At 53.4% G+C, this 19177-nt stretch carries 17 protein-coding genes and 1 pseudogene; 9 read left to right on the plus strand and 9 right to left on the minus strand.

What is annotated here, in order from left to right; genetic code table 11:
• Nucleotides 1-532: 532 nt before the first annotated feature.
• Together CHB99_RS29655 and CHB99_RS24840 are read right to left on the minus strand one after the other, a co-directional pair.
• Nucleotides 533-2647 carry a hypothetical protein gene (locus tag CHB99_RS29655; protein WP_141137335.1) on the minus strand — a complete coding sequence of 705 codons (2115 nt, stop codon included), beginning with the start codon at nucleotides 2645-2647 and terminating at the stop codon, nucleotides 533-535.
• A 194-nt stretch (nucleotides 2648-2841) separates the two neighbouring features.
• Entirely contained in the window at nucleotides 2842-3690 is an 849-nt protein-coding gene (locus CHB99_RS24840) for a DUF2726 domain-containing protein (RefSeq protein WP_042128073.1), read from the minus strand.
• Between the two features lie 544 nt (nucleotides 3691-4234).
• On the opposite strand from CHB99_RS24840, the gene CHB99_RS24845 reads away from it, so the two are divergent.
• The 7 genes from CHB99_RS24845 to CHB99_RS24875 all read left to right on the plus strand — a co-directional run bounded on the left by CHB99_RS24845 (nucleotide 4235) and on the right by CHB99_RS24875 (nucleotide 9902).
• A complete protein-coding gene (locus CHB99_RS24845) occupies nucleotides 4235-4537 on the plus strand; it encodes a hypothetical protein (protein WP_042128075.1) in 303 nt (100 codons plus the stop codon).
• A gap of 226 nt (nucleotides 4538-4763) precedes the next feature.
• The gene (locus CHB99_RS24850; RefSeq protein WP_042128077.1) at nucleotides 4764-5342 is read left to right on the plus strand and encodes a GNAT family N-acetyltransferase; all 579 of its coding nucleotides are present in this window, start codon (nucleotides 4764-4766) and stop codon (nucleotides 5340-5342) included.
• A gap of 72 nt (nucleotides 5343-5414) precedes the next feature.
• A complete protein-coding gene (locus CHB99_RS24855; protein ID WP_042128080.1) occupies nucleotides 5415-6137 on the plus strand; it encodes an iron-containing redox enzyme family protein in 723 nt (240 codons plus the stop codon).
• A 22-nt stretch (nucleotides 6138-6159) separates the two neighbouring features.
• Nucleotides 6160-7389 (plus strand): MFS transporter, encoded by a 1230-nt coding sequence (locus CHB99_RS24860; protein WP_042128082.1) that lies wholly within the window; start codon nucleotides 6160-6162, stop codon nucleotides 7387-7389.
• Nucleotides 7390-7436: 47 nt separating this feature from the next.
• Nucleotides 7437-8687 carry an aminotransferase class I/II-fold pyridoxal phosphate-dependent enzyme gene (locus tag CHB99_RS24865; RefSeq protein WP_052419515.1) on the plus strand — a complete coding sequence of 417 codons (1251 nt, stop codon included), beginning with the start codon at nucleotides 7437-7439 and terminating at the stop codon, nucleotides 8685-8687.
• Nucleotides 8680-8907, plus strand: coding sequence for a hypothetical protein (locus CHB99_RS24870; RefSeq protein WP_042128084.1), 228 nt, complete (start codon nucleotides 8680-8682; stop codon nucleotides 8905-8907). The genes CHB99_RS24865 and CHB99_RS24870 overlap by 8 nt, the downstream gene beginning before the upstream one ends.
• Before the next feature lie 68 nt (nucleotides 8908-8975).
• On the plus strand, nucleotides 8976-9902 hold the full coding sequence (locus tag CHB99_RS24875) for a dienelactone hydrolase family protein (RefSeq protein WP_042128148.1): 927 nt from the start codon (nucleotides 8976-8978) through the stop codon (nucleotides 9900-9902).
• 10 nt (nucleotides 9903-9912) lie between these two features.
• Here CHB99_RS24875 and CHB99_RS24880 read toward each other — a convergent pair whose 3' ends face one another.
• The 4 genes and pseudogenes from CHB99_RS24880 to CHB99_RS24895 form a co-directional block, all read right to left on the minus strand.
• Nucleotides 9913-10884 carry a GlxA family transcriptional regulator gene (locus tag CHB99_RS24880; RefSeq protein WP_042128085.1) on the minus strand — a complete coding sequence of 324 codons (972 nt, stop codon included), beginning with the start codon at nucleotides 10882-10884 and terminating at the stop codon, nucleotides 9913-9915.
• A gap of 357 nt (nucleotides 10885-11241) precedes the next feature.
• Nucleotides 11242-11434: pseudogene (locus tag CHB99_RS24885) on the minus strand (integrase); the annotation flags it as partial.
• Between the two features lie 48 nt (nucleotides 11435-11482).
• Nucleotides 11483-13267 carry an ATP-binding response regulator gene (locus CHB99_RS24890; protein ID WP_042128087.1) on the minus strand — a complete coding sequence of 595 codons (1785 nt, stop codon included), beginning with the start codon at nucleotides 13265-13267 and terminating at the stop codon, nucleotides 11483-11485.
• Nucleotides 13267-13890 (minus strand): response regulator, encoded by a 624-nt coding sequence (locus CHB99_RS24895; protein ID WP_346426413.1) that lies wholly within the window; start codon nucleotides 13888-13890, stop codon nucleotides 13267-13269. The genes CHB99_RS24890 and CHB99_RS24895 overlap by 1 nt, the downstream gene beginning before the upstream one ends.
• A gap of 342 nt (nucleotides 13891-14232) precedes the next feature.
• Here CHB99_RS24895 and CHB99_RS24900 point away from each other — a divergent pair, with 342 nt between their 5' ends.
• Together CHB99_RS24900 and CHB99_RS24905 are read left to right on the plus strand one after the other, a co-directional pair.
• Nucleotides 14233-14883 carry a hypothetical protein gene (locus tag CHB99_RS24900; protein WP_042128089.1) on the plus strand — a complete coding sequence of 217 codons (651 nt, stop codon included), beginning with the start codon at nucleotides 14233-14235 and terminating at the stop codon, nucleotides 14881-14883.
• 133 nt (nucleotides 14884-15016) lie between these two features.
• A complete protein-coding gene (locus CHB99_RS24905) occupies nucleotides 15017-15397 on the plus strand; it encodes a hypothetical protein (protein ID WP_042128091.1) in 381 nt (126 codons plus the stop codon).
• 284 nt (nucleotides 15398-15681) lie between these two features.
• Here CHB99_RS24905 and CHB99_RS29660 read toward each other — a convergent pair whose 3' ends face one another.
• From CHB99_RS29660 to CHB99_RS24915, 3 genes are all read right to left on the minus strand, one after another.
• A complete protein-coding gene (locus CHB99_RS29660; protein ID WP_141137337.1) occupies nucleotides 15682-16923 on the minus strand; it encodes a hypothetical protein in 1242 nt (413 codons plus the stop codon).
• A gap of 600 nt (nucleotides 16924-17523) precedes the next feature.
• Nucleotides 17524-18012, minus strand: coding sequence for a hypothetical protein (locus CHB99_RS29665; RefSeq protein WP_141137338.1), 489 nt, complete (start codon nucleotides 18010-18012; stop codon nucleotides 17524-17526).
• Between the two features lie 121 nt (nucleotides 18013-18133).
• Nucleotides 18134-19117, minus strand: coding sequence for a DUF4365 domain-containing protein (locus CHB99_RS24915; RefSeq protein WP_042128095.1), 984 nt, complete (start codon nucleotides 19115-19117; stop codon nucleotides 18134-18136).
• Nucleotides 19118-19177: the final 60 nt, after the last annotated feature.

Raw genomic sequence — 19177 nt, forward strand, 5'->3', positions numbered from 1 at the left:
GATTCCGAGTTGCAGGCTCATTCAACTGTTCGGGCTTCGGGTCAGAGTGAGAGGTGGATGGCGACTATGCTCCCACTCGTGCTCTAGGGCACCGCTGGCATCCAGTCTGCCATCCACCGCTCTCACACCTTGATTTTAAGAGGTCCTGAAGACACAAGCTGGCTTGCCAGCGATTTGGCCAAGACAGAGCAACACGCAGCATTCTGCCAAGCCGCTCTGCCGCGCAGCGAACAAAGGCGTCTGTATCTGCAGCCAGCTGCGAAGAGATCGTAAAACCTAAAGTGCGGCTAAAACTGCCAAAGAATTGGGAAAACGCCGCTGCCGGACGTGCCTACAGCGCGCTTGCTATGATTTGCAGTTACACATCAATCCCAACAAGTAAAAGGGACAGATCTATATTTTCGCTGACGCGGACCCGAAAATAAGTCCGTCCCCTTTTCCCACTTCTCCCACAGCGCACCCTGAAACAACAAGAATCAAAAAAAACCAAGCAGACAATCTGTCTCGCAACTTCAAAATTCACACGCCGCGCCTAACCCTTAACTGTATTTCGCAAATCCACTGCAATAGAAAATATAGTCATCTCACCGACACCCTGCATCGCAATTATATTTTTCCCATAATCTCTATTTCGACCATCGAAAATCACAAGGAAGCCGACTTTTGTAGGAAATGCGCCTAGGTAATGAACTATTTGATCCACACCAGACAGGGCATATTGCTCACTGTAGGTGCTACCTCCACACATCTTTAATTCGATTACAACCTTCAATCCTCCTGGCAATCCGACGTACAAGTCGATAAACCCCGCACCCGCCCGCGTCTCTTGAAGTATTTCCACACTACCATGACCAAACCTACCAGAAAGAAAAGCAATCAAGAGTTGCTTTGAAATTTCCTCAGGCCTAGCTGCCCACTTATAACCCTTACCAACTTTTTCCTTGACCCAAAAGTGCATCCTGGACTTAGACGAAATAGATCGCGAAAATTCTTTCAAAGCAGCTTGAAACTCATCGAGTGAAACACTGCGCAAGGAAGCAGTCGCGCACGGTCTTGGTAACGCTTCAATTTCTTCTTTCGACATTTTTTCATAGCACTCTAGAACAGCACGCTTTACATATTCATCGTCTGATCCAGATTTCATGAAGTACCTATACGCCAGCAGAAATTTTGACTGCTCAAATAAGGCCCTTGCCAGAGTTAAACATATCCCCGGATGATCCCCAATTAGCTCCATACGACGCTTTAGTAAAATTTCTAGATCCGACCAGAGCTTTTGATCTATCATCACAGAAATACATGCTTGCACTGAAGGTAAAAAATATGAATGGGCAACAATAGATTTCTCATAGCTACCGATTGCCTCAGAAAACATTTCATTACGGCGATACAACTCACCAACACTAAACAATACAAAAGCCAAAAGTTTTTTATCTTTAACAAACATAGCAATCTCTTTTGCACGATCTAGTAACTCAAGCCCCTCCAGAAGACTCTGATCAAGAGTAAAAACCGTATACACATACGAAGCTGCTCTTGCGCACGGATCGTTAAGACCGTCAATAGAACCCATATCTATTTCATCAAGTGGCTTCTTTTGCCTAACAAGCTCTAACAGCTTTATTCTAAAATGGAACTCTTCATCATTTATACATTCAACTAAGTCGTGCAATTCAATGTTTATATCTGAGCAATCATCACTGGAGTCAATTTCTTTCCTTATTTCTGCCAGTAGCACCAACGACGTATGCAACTGAACTTCGACCCCACTCACTCCTCGGCGAAGATCGCACGATTTTTTAGCGACTGGCAAAGCATCAGAGGCTTGATCAAGCTCATATAGATACTGCGCTTTGTTAGCGAGAAGAGCCGCATAAAATTCACGATCAGATAAGCGCTCACTCTCAACCAAATCGATAGCCTTATCTATTGAACCCAACGCTTTTTCTGCACACTTGCTCTTGTAGTTATCTGATAGTCTGGCATAAACCTTCGCTGCCTCAAATCTACTGCCCGCCTCCAGATGTTTGTCTGCAGCTTGCTGAGCATACATAGACATATCATCCTCGCTTTCCGAAATAGCAGAAAGACCTTGATATACATATGCAATTGTCCGTGAATCCTCACAGGAGGACGCCAAGTCTTTGTACAAAAAACTTGCCGCGTTATTTTTTCCTAGCATTGAGTAGCAGTTTGCTTTCTCCAACTGTAGCGCCTGCCTGAAAGCGGCATCCTCCTTAGATCTTTGCCCCTGTAACAGCTCGGAGATACTTGATAACGCCATATCAGGAAGATCACATTTTCCAGCCACGCCAACAGAAAGCAGAAAATAATTCTCTCTGGACTCCACATCAAACTCAGAAATATCTAGCCTCCCAAGAAGCCCGACCAAATCAACCGAAAACCCTTCAGAAATAGTAACAAACATCGAAGAAAACAAATCCAATGCTTTTTTATGCTGCCCCGCACTTATCAACGAATTACATTCATCAACCCATTTCTTTTCGAACCCAGGCAAAAAACCTGACATTGCCAACTCAAGTTCCCTAAGAAGGTCCGGAGGCATCAATGTTGATTCGTTAGCCCCCAACACCAAGCCTTTTCTAAAGTCCACTTCGAAAGATATCTTAATTTCTTTTTTTGCCATAATCTTCTTATTTAATTAGATATAAATTAGAACATTCTCTTGGTTCAACACAACTGACGCACCTAGCTTTATAAAAATCAAAAATCACCAAAAAAAAGGGACAAGGGACAGATATATTCTTCGGCGGTGCAAGGCTTAGAGAATAATATGTCTCCTTCCGGCCTCATCCCCCTTGTGGAAGCTGCATCTGGTGATCAGAGCTGACGCATCAGCTCCCGTACCAGGCGCTCAAACTCTTCCACGCTGGAGCCCTTGGCGTCCAAGGGCCTGATACGTATGAGCTTGGCATTGGCTGCTCGGAAGATGGCGTCCTTTAACTGGTCATTTGCTTGCGCTTGAGGATTATCATGGAAGCTGCTGTCCAGTTCGATGAAGTATTTCGGCACGTAACCACTGCTTACATCGAATACGACGCTGTCAACGATACCCCGGAAAAAGTACGACTTGGCTTTCTCAGAGAGCTGATGCTCGATGGCCTGATAATCCAGTACGCAGCTCAAGGCCACGTTGGGGTATGGGTGAAAGGTCGGGAAGACCCGCCGCACCGCTTCGTAGAAATTTTCTTCCTGCTTAGATTTAAACAGGCGGATGGTCTTGGGATTTCCGGGCGTCACTTCCGTAGCACGGACTGTCATGTTTTCCCGCAGGCTTGCAGCAACCGCTTCTGGCTTACCCTGAAGAAAAGACTGAATTATTTCTCTGGCCAGCGGACGATGTTGATGAGTCTGAGCATAGTTGAGTAGCGCTGTATGTTTGGTCACTTGCATCAGCTTCAACCGCTCATCAATGAAGCGTTCCACAAAACCTTGGCTAAAACCATGCTGGTTCAGCTCAATGATCAGGTTGGTGGACTCGAACTGTCTTGAACGCTCGATAGGTGGTAGTGGTTCAGCGAAGGCGAAGAACTCTGTCTCAAAGAAGCCGGTCATTTGTGTCAGAAAGGGATCCTGCACCTTTGCCTTCTTCTTCTGGTAAAGGAGTTTTCCAATCGCCTCCCAGTCCTTCTGCGCCAACAAACCAAACCAATGCTCTCTGTCATCCATGGACGCGCTTCCCGCTTGATGTCGAACGTCGGGCTAGGATAGGGCTGAGACCGAGTCGCTAGCAACGCCATTGCGGTAGAGATTCTGGTGACTCTAGGCACCGTTACGAGCTCAGTAACCGTTCGCTACTCGACAGCGGAACTCGGCACACCGAGCAAATTCTTACATAGCCGCCACCAGAATCTCTGGCCTGGTATCGCATGAAACTACGAACCCGTATCCAGTTCCGACTTTCACGTAGGCAATTTCCCGATCATACTTCCGCCCCGCTTCACCCATTGCGTGCCTTGGAATCGATCCCTAGTCTGCCCCCGTCGCTGCCAATTCAGCGATCAGGTTTGGTCGCCTGTCGATACCAAGGCGCGTAAGCGCCACTCCGATTCTGTTGGCGCTTTATTGTGCTCGCTGTCCAGTTCCATGGCGGCTGTGCGCAGGGCGCCTTCGGGTGCGCCGGGTTGCCTTGGTTCCCGGTCGACCAGCCTGCGTACAGTTGCCACCCATCGTCTGGTCGCGTGCGTGGCGACTCCAACCAAGGAGTTTTGCCATGAAGAAGATCGTTCCTGATCCACCTGCCCTTCCCCGCCGTCCCGTAACAGCCCACACTCATTTCGGCTCCTGCAACAACACCCACCCCCACCTGTTCAGCGTCTGCGCGGGCATCAGCATGGAAGATGCCCTAACGCATCTGGCCATGACCCTGGTGGCCGCCAGTGAAACCAACTTCCAGGTCTGCGAATTGGCAGGCAAGCCGCTGCAAGGGCTAGCCTGGACTACCCAGCAGTCGCTGGAGATGGGACAAGCGCTGGTTGATTCGTTGTTGAGGGGTGAAAGCGTTCAGGCGAGCTGAGGCATTTTCATCATTTCGTAGCCGTTAGGCTTGTCAGCGAATGGAGAGGGGCCAAATCGCTGACAAGCTCGCGACTGGCCTACCAGCGATCTGGCCCGGACGCTGATATTGATGTCATTACGCTTCGAGTTGTCACTATCTTTCCGTTTTCTGTCCGATTCCCTGCTTACTCGACATAACACCTAAACGGTTAAATCCCTGCCTGAACGTACACGGGATTTACACCATGAACACCTCCCCTTCCCTGGCGCCGCGGGTCTCTTCCGAGACGCGGTTGCAATGGCTGAACCAGGCTGACAGCACCCTCGCCGCGGACATCATGAACCTCATCAACAGCACCGTTGGGGATGGCGGTGTCCTGGGCTATGAGCAAGAGATGTCGGTCGACCAGGGTGTCGATTTCACCGCGGCGTTGCAGGCGCGCATCCAGGGTGGAGATACCCATGCGTTGCTCGGCCGCGCACCTGCCGGGCCGGCGTGCCTGGTGATCGTTTCGCGCAGCAGCATGCCGAACTGCCGGCACATCGCCGACTTGAGCAAGGGCGTGGTACACCCGGCCCACCGTGGCTCCGGACTGGTGGCTCGCGCCTTCATGGAAATCGTGCGGTTGTGCCAGGCAAACGGTATCGAACTGCTGACCCTGGACGTACGCGAAGGCACTCGTGCTCACCGTCTCTGGCAACGTTTCGGGTTTCAGACCTACGGCGTGCTTGAGGACTATGCGCGGGTAAAGGGTGTGAAACATCGCGGCCACTACATGGCCCAGTCAGTGCAAAACCTGGCCCTGCGATTCAACCTCAACTGACTCGCCATCAATCGTTCGCCTGCGGTCATCGTCGCCGAGGGCTCCTCTTTCAATCATTCAAGGAATGCCTCCATGGCCCTGTCGACTGCCGCCTTTCGCGATCAGCTGGAACAGAAACTGCACCATCACCTGACCTTGTCCCACCCGATATTCCAGGCGCTGCTTTCGCCTGAAGGCAACAAGCCGCTGTTGCGCAAGGTGGCTCTGCAGGGCTACCAACTGACCAAGTACTTCCTGACCTATGTCGAGCACCTGTTCTTTTATTGCCCGCTACCTGGCCACAAGCGGGCGCTGGTCACCAATTGCTTCGAAGAAGAAACCGGGCGGCTGTCGCGCACCGATAACCATGTGGTGCTCATGCAGAATTTCCTGCGCGCACTGGGCATCAGCGATGCCGAGCGCGATGCCGAGCAACCGCTGCCGGCCACCTGGGAGCTGATCGACTTTCGTCTGCAGGCGGTGCGTGACCCGGCGCGTTACCACGTTGGCGCTGCGGCGGTGATGATCGCCAGCGAAGGGCAAAACCTCGAAACCGTCGCCGGCGATGCACGTCATGTGTTGCTCGGGCGTGCTTATGGCCTGGCTGAACAGGATCTGCTGTTTTTCTCCGTGCACCAGAAGGAGGACGTAGGCCACGTCAACGAAGGGCTGGACCTGGTTTCGGAACTCTGCACCACGGCGCAGATGCAAGAGGAGGCATTGCACGCGGTAGACCACACCTGCCGGCTGTTCTACGCGATGTACGAAAACATGTACCAGGCGTATTGCCGGGTTCCCGAGACCGAAGCGGTTTGATACCCCGCGAAAAGGATTGGTCATGAATCAGAAATTCAGCTCGACCTTGATCGTCTCGGTGCTGGTCGTCGGCTTCGTGGTGATGTTTCTGTCCAGCGCCCTGAAAGGGCTGTACCAGGTGTACTTCGTCGACCTCGCCGCTCACTTCGGCGAGGGGCGTGCGGCGCTGGCCACGGCCGGTTCGCTGTTCGTCCTGACCATTGGCCTGGTGTCGCCCGTGGTGGGTTGGCTGAGCGACCGGGTCGGCCCGTTGAGCACGGTGGCCCTGGGCAGCGTCAGTGCGGGGCTGGTGCTGCTGGGGGTGACCCTGGTCGACACTCAGCTGATGCTGTTCACCCTGTTGTATGGCCTGCTTGGCGCTTTTGCCCTGGCGGCGATGACCTACGTGCCCATGGGCATCCTGGTCGATCGCCTGGTGGCCGAACGCTTCAAGGCCTTTGCGTTCGCTTTCGTGACCAATGGCACGTCGATCGGCTTCATCGTGCTTTCGCCGCTGTGGATCATGTTGCAACAACGCGTAGGCTGGCAGCCGGTGTTCTCCTGGGTTGGCCTGGTCTTCCTGATTCCGCTGAGCCTGGCGCTGTACTGGGTGGCCCGGACGGTGCCGCTGAAGCCCGATCCGCAGGCCGCCCTGGTCAAGCACTCGGTAGCGTTCCTGCTGCGTGACTCGCGTTTCTTCGTGTTGGCGCTCAGCTTTGCCAGCTGTGGAGCCACCATGGCGTTCATCGACGTCCATCTGGTGTCGTTCTGGCAGGGCGAGGCGCTGCCCAGCTCGGTACAGGCCAGTGGCCTGAGCCTGCTGGGTGTGCTGGAACTGATCAGTGGCCTGATGGCGGGGTGGCTGGCCACCCGCTACAACAAAGGCCTGCTGTTGATGCTGTTCTACCTGCTGCGTACGGCGGCGGTCATTGTCCTTCTGACCACGCCGGGACCGCTCGGCACCTACCTGTTTGCTGTGCTGTTCGGTGCCAGTTACCTGGGCACGGTGGTACTGACGTCGGCATTCTGCTTTGCCCTTTATGGCGCGGAAATCAAAGGCAAGGTGTTCGGGCTGCTGTTCCTGGTGCACCAGCTGGGCGCCCTGCTGGCCACGCAGCTCGGCGCACTGGATTTCGACCGGCATCAAAGCTACCAGTTGACCCTGGCTGGCCTGGCGACGGCCACCGTGGTGGCTGCGCTGGCGTCCTTGTGGCTGGTATCCGCGCACACCGCAGCAGAAACCCCGACCCCACCAGTGGCTGAACCTGAGTAGTTCACCGATCAATTGCGCATCGTTCAATGCGAACAAGGAGGTGCACCATGCAATCGTCTGCGATTGGCCTGGATGGTTTTGACGCCACTTCGGCGCTGCACAGCAATCGGGTCAGTGATTTGTCCGATGTCTTCTGCGAGCCACTGGCCATGACGTCTGCCTATACCTTCGCTTCGGCGAAGGAGGCGGCGGAACGCTTCAGCGGCCAACAGCCGGGCAATGTGTACAGCCGTTTCACCAACCCCACGGTGCAAGCGTTCGAAAGCCGCGTGGCGGCGCTCGAACATGCGGAAGGTGCCGTGGCGTTCGCCTCCGGGATGGGCGCGTTCACCGCGCTGTGCCATGCGTTTCTGCAGCAAGGTGACAATATTGTCTGCAGCCGCGATGTGTTCGGCACGACCGTCAGTGCCTTCAGCGTCTACATGGCTCGTTTCGGCATCGAGGCGCGGTTCGTCGATCTGACCGACCTGACCCAGTGGCAGCAGGCAATCGACGACAGGACCCGCCTGGTGGTGCTCGAGTCACCCTCCAACCCGCTGCTGAAAATCGGCGACATTCGTGCCATCAGCTTCCTGGCACACCAGAAGGACGCTCTGGTCGTGGTGGACAACACCCTGCTGACGCCGGTGTTCCAGCGCCCGCACACCCTGGGCGCGGACCTGGTCATCCATTCGGCAGGCAAGTACATGGATGGCCAGGGGCGTGCTCTGGCGGGTGTGGTGACGGGTTCGCAACGCCTCATGCAGGCGTTGAGAGGCGTATTGCGCACGTTGGGTATTTCCTGCAGCCCGTTCAATGCCTGGTTGTTGCTCAAGAGTCTGGAAACCCTCGAAATCAGGATGCTGCGTGCGCAGCAGAGCGCCCTGGAACTGGCCGATTGGCTGAGCGGCCAGCCTCTGGTGAGCGCGGTGCATTACACCGGTCTGCCTCACCACCCCCAGCATGCCCTGGCATGCAGTCAGCAGGACGGTCATGGCGGGCTGCTGAGTTTCGAGATCGTCGGGGGGCAGCCCGCGGCCTGGCAATGGATCGATGAACTGCGTTGTGTGGCCCGCTGTACCAACATCGGTGATACCCGCAGCATGGTCACCCACCCGGCCAGCACCACCCATGGCCGCCTGGATGCGGAGGCGCGGCATCAGGCAGGTATCAGCGACGGCCTGATCCGCTTGTGTGTCGGCCTGGAGCGCGTGAGCGATATCAAGGCCGATCTGCAACAGGCGTTCGACGCCGTGTCCTTTCAACGAACGGTGCAAGCGTCGCCAGGCCTGTCCCTGAGTGCGGTGTGCAATGGCTGAAATACTCGCTTCAGGTTTCGCGATTGGCATGTTTGCCGTGGGGATGCAACTACTCGCGCTGATCGCGGTGTATGGCACGAGTTCTGGCAAGGAAGCGCGTGGGTATGCCGTGGCGTTCGGGCTGGGGTGCTGTGTGCTGATGGGGATGGTGATGCTGGATCCCCTGGCGCTTGACCGCTGGCACATCGATGGCCTGGCAATAATGGCGATGTGCGGCTGATGCTGGCGTCGTTTCTTTGGTGAACCGGGGCTGGATCAACATCCGCCTGGGCGTTCTGGGGTATGCAAATGTACAAGATAATGGCCATCAGCCTGTTGTTGGGGTGTGCGCTACCGTTCGCAGCGGCACAGGGTGAGGTTGCATCGAGCGCTGGCGACAGTGTTGCCACCGTCAGCAAACGGCTTGTTTCGTTCTACAGTCAGCCCCTGCCTTCCGCCGGCAAGTCGACACCGATACGGGTTCCGGCGGTGCTGTCACTGCCCGCCAACGCGACGGGGCCGGCACCGGCGGTCGTGATCCTGCACGGCTCGGCGGGGATGGACTCGCGCGGCCCCCTGCACGGTGGTGACCTCAATGCCCGCGGCATCGCCACGCTTGAACTGGACATGTGGGGCGCACGCCGCCTCGCTGGCGGTGCAAAAGGGCGGCCGCCGCGTGTTCACGATACCTTGCCGGACCTGGCGGGTGCCTTGGTTTATCTGGCCGCTCAGCCCGGTGTCGACAGCCACCGGGTGGGGGTACTCGGTTTCTCCTGGGGCGGCGCTCAGGCCATGCTCGCGGCTTCCGCGTCCATCAACGACGAACTGGAGCAGGCCTCCGGCGTGCGTCCCGTCGCGCTGGCAGCCTTCTATCCCGTGTGCTGGGGGTACAACCGCGTTCCCGGCTACAACCTGAAGCACCTGGCGCCGGCACGCCTGTTGGTGCTGGTGGGTGAGAAGGACCAGTACGAGGATGACCCCACTGCTTGTACAACCCTTGTTTCAAGCCTGCCCGCCGAAGACCAGGCACGAGCGCAGGTGGTGGTCTACCCCGGCGCCGAGCACGGCTTCAATGGGTTGGAAGCCGTTCAGGAGTACAAGGATCCCTTCCTGCACCGTGGCCAGGGCGGTCTGGGGCGTTCGGCACCGGATCCAGTGGCGCGGGAGGCGTCGCGCAAGGCAGTGGTCGCGTTTTTCACTGACAGTTTCACCACGACGACCGTGAGTGGCCGATGACAACGGGTGCCTAGGCATTTTCCTGAGTGATCACACTGCGAAACTGCAGCGGCGGTTGCGGCATTTCCCGGCGCCATGCCAGGCGAAAGGCGTGGCTGCTGCCGTAACCGCAGCGTTCCGCGATCTGTTCCACATTGAGGCGGCTGCCGCGCAAAAGCTCACGGGCCAGGTCAATGCGTTGGGCGCGCAAGTAGTCCTGCAGGGTTTGACCGGTATTGTCGCGGAACAGCCGCGCCAGGTGCCGGTAGCTGACATTGAATTGGCTGGCCAGCTGTTCAAAGCTGAAATTGCTGCCCAGGTGCGTATCGATATAGTCCTGTGCCGTGTGTACCAACGGGTGGATGTGATTGCGTGCCAGGTCCGCCGCGCGCAACTGCACATCTTCGCCGGCGCGGCGACGGTAGATGACCAGTTCCTGCGACAGCTGGTTGGCCACCGTTTTTCCATAGAGCCGAGACACGATATGCAAGGCCAGGTCGGTCCCGCTGGACACGCCTGCCGAGGTGAACACACCGTCGTCCTCCACGAAAAGGCGATTTTCCAGCACCTTGGCGTTTGGGTAGCGTGCCTGAAGCAAGCCGACGTAACGGTGGTGCGTGGTGCATTGACGGCCATCCAGCAGGCCGGCTTCGCCCAGCAGGAAGGCACCGGTGCAGATGGAGCACAACTGCAGATCTGGCGTTTGCCCTACCACCTTCGCCAGCCACTGGGCGGTCGCGGCCAATATCGCGGCTTCGCTGGTGCTCACAGACAGCTTGTTGCCAACGACGAACAGCAGGTCCTGGGGCGAGAGCTGTTCCGGCAACGGATGCAAACCACTCAAGGTCACGCCCTGAAAGCTGCTGATCTGCTGTTTCGCCGCGATGCAACGCACGTTGATCGGCGCCAGTTGGAGTTCTTCGAGACTCGCCATGATCTGCAACGGCCCGCCGAGATCCAGGATGTGTGTGCCCGGGAGCAGCAAGAACCAGATGGTGCGCATGACGGTATTCCTTACATGTCCAAGTGCCTGACGTTGGGCGACACCTTGCCAACATAGCGTCAAAGGGCCATGCATTGAAAGTCTGCTGAGTCTGGTGGGTTGATTGTGGTCGGTTGTTTTGGCGTTCTTGGAGCGTGCGGTTGGGGGCGCGGTAGGAGCGTCAGGGGGCTGCGTTCACCCAGGATCTGTCGCGGCGATGCGCGCGGGCAGCGGTGAGCGAGCTGAATCACGGACATCTCCCTCGTCCTGATGTTTAGATGTTGTGATCGGCAGTTCTGGGTTGTTTTCAGCCGTTCGCGAGCGATTGCTTTCGACCCGAAGCAGGCCTTCACGAAAGGCAGGAATCGGCCAAAAGCAGCGGTACGCCAATAAGTCACAAGCTCGAAGTTTGCTGTCGATGGCCAGGTCGAAGACAGCCAGATCCCGAGTTCTTTCTGCAATTTGAAGCCTTACTCGGATGGCCCAGATACCTCTCAGTCGTAGCGGGGGGCTGCCCGACCAACTTTCCTTTGTTCCAAGGCTGACGGCTGCGGGTAGCGATGATGTTCATGACATGTCCTCACCTTTGGAAAGACAAGGATGGCCAAGGATGAGTGCGCTACATATCCCCATAGCTCGCGATAGAGAAGTTGAGAATCCGATGTAGTTGAGTCGGTGAGACAGGCTTGTGCAACAGTGGAATCCCACATTCATAGGCTTCTCGCAGGCGGCTGGGAGCGGTGTCACCTGTAATTATCAGCGCGGGAACCACACTTTTCAGGGCTTCCCGTACCAGTTCGATAGCACGGTCGCCGCTCAGGTTCGAACGCAGACGATAGTCGCTGATGATGAACTGCACTGACCATTGGTTTACCAGTGCTAACGCGTCCTCGACATGCTCAACCACCCTGCAATCACAACCCCAACTGCCGAGCAATTCCATCATTCCTAGACGAACGCTCGCATCATCCTCGATAACCAGTACGCGCAGGCCATTCAGCGATGTGAATTGCAATGGCATCGTCACAAACGCTTCGGCTGGATTGTTACTGAAATCATGTTGTTTGGCGTTGGGCAGTTGGACGCGGAATACGCTGCCACGACTCGGCTGTGATATCACGCTCAGGCTATGCCCCAGCGACCGGATCAAACCGTCGGTAATTGCCAGCCCGAGTCCCAGGCCCTTGAGACGGTCTCGTTCAGGGTTACCCACTTGGTAGAACTCACGGAAGATGTCTTTCTGCTGTTCCGCGGTGATACCGATTCCCGTATCGACAATATCTATGGATATACCCTCCCTGCGCTTGCGAGCAGCAATCAGCACCCCGCCGGTGGTGGTGTAGCGAATGGCATTACTGATCAGGTTCCGCAGGATCAGCTCCAGTAACATCGGGTCTGAATACACGGCAAGACGAGTCTCCCTGCTGCGGTAGATGATTCCCTTCATATCTGCCTGACTACCGAATTCGTTTTCCAACTTATGTAGCAGCGGCTGTAAGTGGAATGCACAGGGCTTCGGCTCGACAACGCCTGCTTCGACTCGAGAGAAATCCAACAGCGCATTGAGCATGCCTGCTGAAGCGAGGCCGGCAGCTCGTGCGTTGCCAAGCGTCTTGCGCTGTATATCGGTAAGTTCACTGCCTGCCAGCACTTCGAGGAAAAGCTCCTGGGCATGAACAGGCTGACGCAAGTCATGGCTGGCAGCAGCAAGGAATTTCGACTTTGCCAGATTGGCATTTTCTGCCTTGATCCTGGCCTCCTCAGCTCGCTCAGACTCCAACCGAAGACGCTCGACCAGGTCCAGATTCTCGAAACGCAGGGCAATCGAGCGTTGTGAGGTTTTTTGAACGAGCCGCGCCTGGCCGATTTGGCCAATAACATAAAGCGTGCATCCAATAGCCAACAGGCTGTATTCATTGTCTTCAATCAACAGCAAGCTGCTGTTGATTGCGAGTAACTGCGCAAGTTGCATGCAGAGGTACAGGGGGAGTACCGGCGCCAATAGTGAAACGGCATTGCTGCTTACACCGGCCAGTGCCGCCATGGCCAGAAGTTGCTCTGGCAATGAAGCCTTGCCCATCACGATCAAACTCAGAGAGCCCCAGGCCAGCCCTTCGATGACCTTGATGGCGCACATCTGCAGTGTAAGTCGGGAAACGTTGTGCGCAGTTACGCCACGACGTAGCGCCAGCCAGGCGTGGCCGACGCACACTATTCGGCTGAGCGTCACGAGAGTGAACCAACCCAGCATCCAGGGATGGTTATCAGGGGTCGTGAGTGCGAACAGCAGTACAAGTGCAAGCGCGGTCCCCAGAAGCAATGAACTTTTCATGCTTTGGAAAACGAGCCTTACTTGTTCGACACGAATATCAAGATCGGGGTCAGGGTGTACCTGTATTTGCATCAAACGATCAACCCCAAGTGCCGCGCCGTGAACGCGGCCTCGGAACGACTGGAGACCTGCAATACTTGAAGCGTTGCCTGAACATGCCCACGCACGGTGTGCTCTGAAAGATTGAGTTTTCGGCCAATCATCTTATTTGAAAGCCCATGGCACAACAGATCGAGCACTTGATATTGACGGGGCGTCAAAGTGGGCTTTCGGCTGGCCGATACTGTATTTTCCTGCACCATCATCTGCTGGCTTTTCGGACCCGTCGTTAAAACCTGGTTTATCACCTGTAGAATTCTTGCAGGCTGCTCGGACTTATGGACAAAACCCTGTGCTCCCCGTGCAATAACCTCCTGGATGACTAGGGTTCCTTGTATTGCTGATATGACCACTATCTTCGAACCAGGCCATTTCTGCTTGAGCAACGCGATACCTTCAAGACCGTTCAGCGCCTCCAGTTGTATGTCAAGAAGCACCAAATCGATAGACGCCTCCGTGCAAATTAGTGCCGAAGCCAGCGAGTCCGCCTCGATGATCTCCACATCAGTCAAGCCGGCGCTCACGACCATGCCTATTCCTGAGCGAACCAGTGCATGATCGTCTATCAGGAGGATTCTTGTTGTCATGGAGCGCATCCAAGCGTTGTGAAAGTGATCCGTTCGTGTCGTCAGTCCAAATGGACTATGGGCAGGGTCGAATGGTCGCTATATCATGGATCATAGCCCTTTGATATCACCCTCTGCAACCTGGTCCGATCGGTCAGTTTTTAACGTGAAAAAATTGAGCTATCGCTGAGTTAAGGTTAATTAATTCCAGGGTATTTTAATCTTGGAGAGTTCGTGTGCCGCCGTTCATCAAGTGGCGTTGAACACTTTTTATGGCGGGATTATTAAAGCAGTGCCGGGGATATCAACATTGCCCTGCTGCATTCCAGTATTTAATTACGCGTTTCACTCATCGTTCAAGGTACAAGATTCATGATCAAGTATCATCAGCGGTCAACGTTTACCCCATTGTGTCTGGCACTGCTCGCTGCCGCCGGTTTCGTGAGCCATAGTCAGGCTGTGCAAGCCCAGGAGCCGGTGTCGCTCTGCTCTCCAGGTACTCAGGGTGCTTTGGAGGTCGAGTTCATCAACAACTCCAGTCAGCCTGTCAGTTTCCATTGGATGGGCTTCGACTGCTCGGAGGGGGGAGGACCAAAACTGGCTCCTGGCCAGCGTGAGAAGGGCATCACTTACCCCGGCCACATTTTCCTCGTTCGCGGCAAAGGCGAACAGGTTCTGACAACCTTTGTGGCCTCCAGCAGCAATCGCACCTTCGTGGTCGATGACCGCCAAGTAGCGGAAGTTGCCGCAGAGGGTGAACAACACACCGAAGGCAAGTGCTCACCGCGCACCAATGGTCAATTCACCGTCGAATTCGTCAATACGCTCAACGAGCCGATCACCATGCAGTGGATTGGATTCGATTGTGAGGTCAACGTACTCCGCACAATTCCCGCGAATAGCAGCACTCAGGAAAATACCTACCCCGGTCATGTGTTCCGCTTTGTCGATATGAGCGGGAGTGAGCTCTATTCCTTCGATGTTTCTGAAGACGAAACGCGTTATGTGATTGACGCAGACTAACAACCCTCCGCGTTCGTCGTACGAAGGGCCGCAGGGCCAAGGTACGCCGCGCCCTTATCGCTACACATCGAAGTACAGCGTCTCTGGTAGCCGCTATCTCACATAATTCATTCATAACTCAGAAGGAGTTTTCATGATGTCTAACCTCATGCGCTCATGCGTTGCAGCGAGCATTGTCTTTGTTGCGGGTCAGGCCAATGCGGCCTGCAAGATCTCCGAACATTGGGATTTTCAGGGGCAAACCGGCGTGGTACAGGACAATGATTACGTGCGGTTTGCCGTTCAAGGATCGCCCGAAGACCGGCATCTTCCGGCCCGGAAGAACAGAACGTTCTGGGATCCGAGCTGGCGAAACATGATCTCGGCTGTCGAGTTGTCGCCGAACTGCAAGGCCGTTTTCTTCATGACGCCTGGCCTGGGCCAAGGCCATGTGCTGGTAAAGGAAACTACACCGCGGCTGCCTGAAAATATCAACGACAAGACGCAGGGCATGATCTGCGAATGCACCAATTGAACCACGCATGACCCTCCTCTGTAGGCGAGGCTTGGTTTCGCTACAGTTGCTCGTCTTGGGCTGCATGCTCAAGTCGTGCTATTGAGGGGCAGCCATCGGCCGATAGCTACCTGTGGTGAAGGGCAGCTTTTGGCCGATAGCGGTCCTCCGCGAGCAGCCGCTTTCGATCCTAAGCGGCCCTTCGCAAAAGGCAGCAATCGGCCAAAAGCGGACAGTCTCACTGGGACTGGGCTGTTATCCCTGAGGCTCGAAAGCAGCTATGAAACTCGGGGCAAGTCATTATATTACAATTCGCTCGTTGTTTTTTCTAATAAATCTTTGAATATCTTGTGGATGGTACTTGCATCACCTGTTTCTTTGAGGATATAAGCGGCACGGTTGTAATTTAATTTCTGTATATTCATAAAGCAAATGGCGCCGGCAGACAAGAAGCGAAACACTTCTTTGTGCGCAGGTAGAGTAGGTTCGTCGAGGTAATCATCTTCGTAAGATTGTTCGTATTGGGATTTCTCCCAAAGAACTCCAGAACCATCATCCAATACTAGTCCTGTCTGTGTTTTGTATAATTTGGATTCGGTTATGTATGGGTCCTTTCCTTGGTGTGTCTGTTCGTCTGAGTACATAAACACTAATGGAGAGATGTCGTTGTTTAGCTCAGGGATGTAAATCATCATCCCAGATAGTTTAAATTGATAGCCGCACTCATTGTCTTTTGTATAGATGGTAACGATTCCATCGTCAGAGATATTCTGTACTATCGCATGTCCAGAGCAATGCTCGTTGATAAAATCACAGCCAAATGTGAGTCCCCCTTCTTGGATTTCTTTGAGTATTGAATGAGCGACATTAGGGTCCTCTACCAGTATCGCATCTGGCGCCCTTGTTCCTTTGATTGAATTTTTCTGTAGCGCCCTAATTAAACATTCTACAGTGGCTGCTTTCACATCATTACTCAGCTTGCCGTATACGGCCTTTGTCACTCGGTATGCGCGGTCCAAATCTGTGCGTTCTTGCCCTCTTAGGTAACTCTCTCCGATAAGGGGGCCGAAAAGCTCATCGAGATCGTCTAGAAGTTTTACTATGACGCCTGAAACTTCATCCTCATTTAAAAGTACCGCGCTGTGAGTGATGCTGTTTCTCCATTTTTCTACTTTTAATAAGACCTTCCATAGTCGCTCGCGAATTTCTACTCCACAGATATCTCGAAGTCTTTCAAGTGACTCTCTATACGTGACGGTGTGAACACCTTCCACCTCGAATAACTCAACAATTTCTCTTGCTCTTCGTTGTTTAAATGCAGCCTTGAGTTTTGAGATATCAGAATATATTAATAATTCGTTTTTTTCTTTCAGTATGTACTTTACAAGTATTTCTATGCCGTGTTGAATTGAAAGCACGGAATCCTTTAGTGCTGAAAATCTTTTGGCCTCATCTGCACTCTCACCCAGAAGCTCCCCGTACTTGCCTAAGTGTTCATATCCTTTTAGAAGAGAGTCTAGCCCGTTATCAATGAGTGATATTTTCATTTGTTCACCTTGTCCATAAATTTTTAATCTTGTTTGTGTGGCACTGATCATAGCCAGCACAGGGAGGGGGGCGCAGGCGCTCAGGCTGGCAATCTTATAGTCAGCATTAGGCTAGATTCAAGAAGGCGTAGTGCAACCTTAAAAATGCTACTACGAAGGAAAAATCTGATGAAAATCTACTTATATCCCCCCGCCGACAGGCTGTACGCTGCTTTTTTTTTGCAAACCCGAACGGGTAGCTTGCCGATGTCCGCTTTTGGCCGTAGCTGCCTATCGTGAAGGTCAGCTATGGGTCGATTGCTGTCTGTGGCGAAGGGCTGCAATCGACCCAGGCTGTGTGAAAACGCAGACATCGCTTTGAAGTCTACGTCGCTATGTAAAATCTGCCAGCGCTTGCTTAGTCAGCAGACCTAAAATTTTCATAGGCGCGCGATTTCCGTTCCGGTACTGACCGTCAAACCTGCTCTAACACGTTTTCACACAGCCCGAGGCCCAAAGCCGACATTCAACAAACCTAACGACCCTTAGGCGAAGTTTTGCCTGAGGGGCTGAAGAAATTAGCGGCTAAAGTGAATTAGCTCTCACAATTTTGTGAATTTGCTACGCATACATTGCGCGTATCTCTTCATAGAAAGTTTTGCGCTTCGCAAGAATGTTGGCTCTATAAGCTTCCAAGTCCTCCTCTTTAAGGTTTGTGTTTCCATGCCAAGCAATTCGCCTAAAGTCTTTAATGTACTCGCCGTACTCACGTAAAAGCTCTTGGGCTTTAGTCGAGCCAAAAAGTATTAATTTCCCTTCTGCACTTGCAAGCTGGCTAAATTTATCAAACAGATCTGTTTCGGATTTTTTTATTCTAACTGGTAAGTCTTCGGGTGGCTTTTTATCACGCTTTGAATAACGGACATGCTCGACCATATAAGCCCAGTATGTAAGGACTGCAGAGGAAAAATCCTCTGCTTGGGCTGCCACCTCCTCAATTAGCTCTCGCTGTCTTCTTAGTTTGGTCTTTGAAATCTCATTATCATGTTGGAGTCGAGTAACCCAATAAGTTGAAATTCCGGAAATTAAGGCTCCAAGACCGATTTTCACTGTTGTGTCTATAATGCTAAAAAACTCATGTCCATATTGAATCTCGTGGCAGGAAATGTCAGCGCGATCTCTGACGGGAGATTAGATAGTTAAAAATAATATCTTTTAATACGAGGCTTATTTAGCTCCCAAAAGCATCCTGAAACTTTCGAATTCGTGGGAAGCGCCGAAAATATGACGCCGGTACCATCTCAAAGAAAGCTTCTTGAGCAACGTGTAGACTGCCTTCATCTTGCATTTGTCCATCTGCGACGAGGCGGGTTTCCTCTTGATGGATCAGACGAACTAGGGCACGGCCTCTCGAGCTGAGCGGCGCAACAAAGTGCGGGTGCATATCACGATCTACCCAGTCGATGAGACAGTCTGATAGGTCGATGTGAGCTAACCCTTGTGCGACAAGGAATTTTACGAACCCAAATGCAAATTGGTGCTCCTGGTGCCCCATGCCCATTCCATGTGGGGAGTTTGCTGCCTCAAGATTGTATTCTACTGAGTTGACAACCATATCCATGCCGTAGTAGATGCTGCGACATATATTGGTTAGCCCATGAACAAATAAGTCAAAATAGCTTAAAGGGAATGTCCCCTCATTGGATTTAGTAGCTATTAAGCATCGAAGAATTTCTGATATTTCCGAGATGAAGGGTTGGTCTAGAACGCCGGCATTTTCAAATATTGCAATAGCATCTGTTTCTTCTAGATGATTTGACGACAGCACTTCTATAAAAGCACTTTCTTCACGTGTACTTCTAAGTGCTTGCCGTGCATCAGCCCAATAGCTTTCATTGGCATCCGGATCATGCAGAACAAGCAAGACAGGAAGTGAAAATGACTCCCAATAGTTTCTATGCTTGCGTTCAGGGTAAAATTTCCATCCCTGCAAAGTCGGTCTTTTGAAATAAGACGGACCAGATTTTACTTGCACCGCCACTATCCGGCCTGTAGCAAATCCTTCAGCGTTTACGAATTCGATATTTCCATCAATTCCCACATCCCCTGTACCCGTTTCGCGCCAAATCTGATTTCTTCGAGCTGCATAAAGCTGGACAGCGGCAATACCTAAACGCTCTTGTGTGTACGTTGTGCCTGCTTTCGGCAAATCCATTGCAAGTCCCATATCTAATATTCGCCCGAATGGAGGCGATACGGTGCTGAAAATAGCAAA

The sequence above is a fragment of the Pseudomonas japonica genome, assembly GCF_900188455.1.
Lineage (GTDB): Bacteria > Pseudomonadota > Gammaproteobacteria > Pseudomonadales > Pseudomonadaceae > Aquipseudomonas > Aquipseudomonas japonica.

Coding starts and splice junctions, on each gene's coding strand:
- CHB99_RS24865 (WP_052419515.1), top strand. CDS start 7,437: ATGCAATCGTCTGCGATTGGCCTGGATGGTTTTGACGCCACTTCGGCG.
- CHB99_RS24900 (WP_042128089.1), top strand. CDS start 14,233: ATGATCAAGTATCATCAGCGGTCAACGTTTACCCCATTGTGTCTGGCA.
- CHB99_RS24855 (WP_042128080.1), top strand. CDS start 5,415: ATGGCCCTGTCGACTGCCGCCTTTCGCGATCAGCTGGAACAGAAACTG.
- CHB99_RS24840 (WP_042128073.1), bottom strand. CDS start 3,690: ATGGATGACAGAGAGCATTGGTTTGGTTTGTTGGCGCAGAAGGACTGG.
- CHB99_RS24875 (WP_042128148.1), top strand. CDS start 8,976: ATGTACAAGATAATGGCCATCAGCCTGTTGTTGGGGTGTGCGCTACCG.
- CHB99_RS24915 (WP_042128095.1), bottom strand. CDS start 19,117: ATGGATTTGCCGAAAGCAGGCACAACGTACACACAAGAGCGTTTAGGT.
- CHB99_RS24880 (WP_042128085.1), bottom strand. CDS start 10,884: ATGCGCACCATCTGGTTCTTGCTGCTCCCGGGCACACACATCCTGGAT.
- CHB99_RS24850 (WP_042128077.1), top strand. CDS start 4,764: ATGAACACCTCCCCTTCCCTGGCGCCGCGGGTCTCTTCCGAGACGCGG.
- CHB99_RS24845 (WP_042128075.1), top strand. CDS start 4,235: ATGAAGAAGATCGTTCCTGATCCACCTGCCCTTCCCCGCCGTCCCGTA.
- CHB99_RS24905 (WP_042128091.1), top strand. CDS start 15,017: ATGATGTCTAACCTCATGCGCTCATGCGTTGCAGCGAGCATTGTCTTT.
- CHB99_RS24860 (WP_042128082.1), top strand. CDS start 6,160: ATGAATCAGAAATTCAGCTCGACCTTGATCGTCTCGGTGCTGGTCGTC.
- CHB99_RS29660 (WP_141137337.1), bottom strand. CDS start 16,923: ATGAAAATATCACTCATTGATAACGGGCTAGACTCTCTTCTAAAAGGA.
- CHB99_RS29655 (WP_141137335.1), bottom strand. CDS start 2,647: ATGGCAAAAAAAGAAATTAAGATATCTTTCGAAGTGGACTTTAGAAAA.
- CHB99_RS24890 (WP_042128087.1), bottom strand. CDS start 13,267: ATGCAAATACAGGTACACCCTGACCCCGATCTTGATATTCGTGTCGAA.
- CHB99_RS24895 (WP_346426413.1), bottom strand. CDS start 13,890: ATGCGCTCCATGACAACAAGAATCCTCCTGATAGACGATCATGCACTG.
- CHB99_RS24870 (WP_042128084.1), top strand. CDS start 8,680: ATGGCTGAAATACTCGCTTCAGGTTTCGCGATTGGCATGTTTGCCGTG.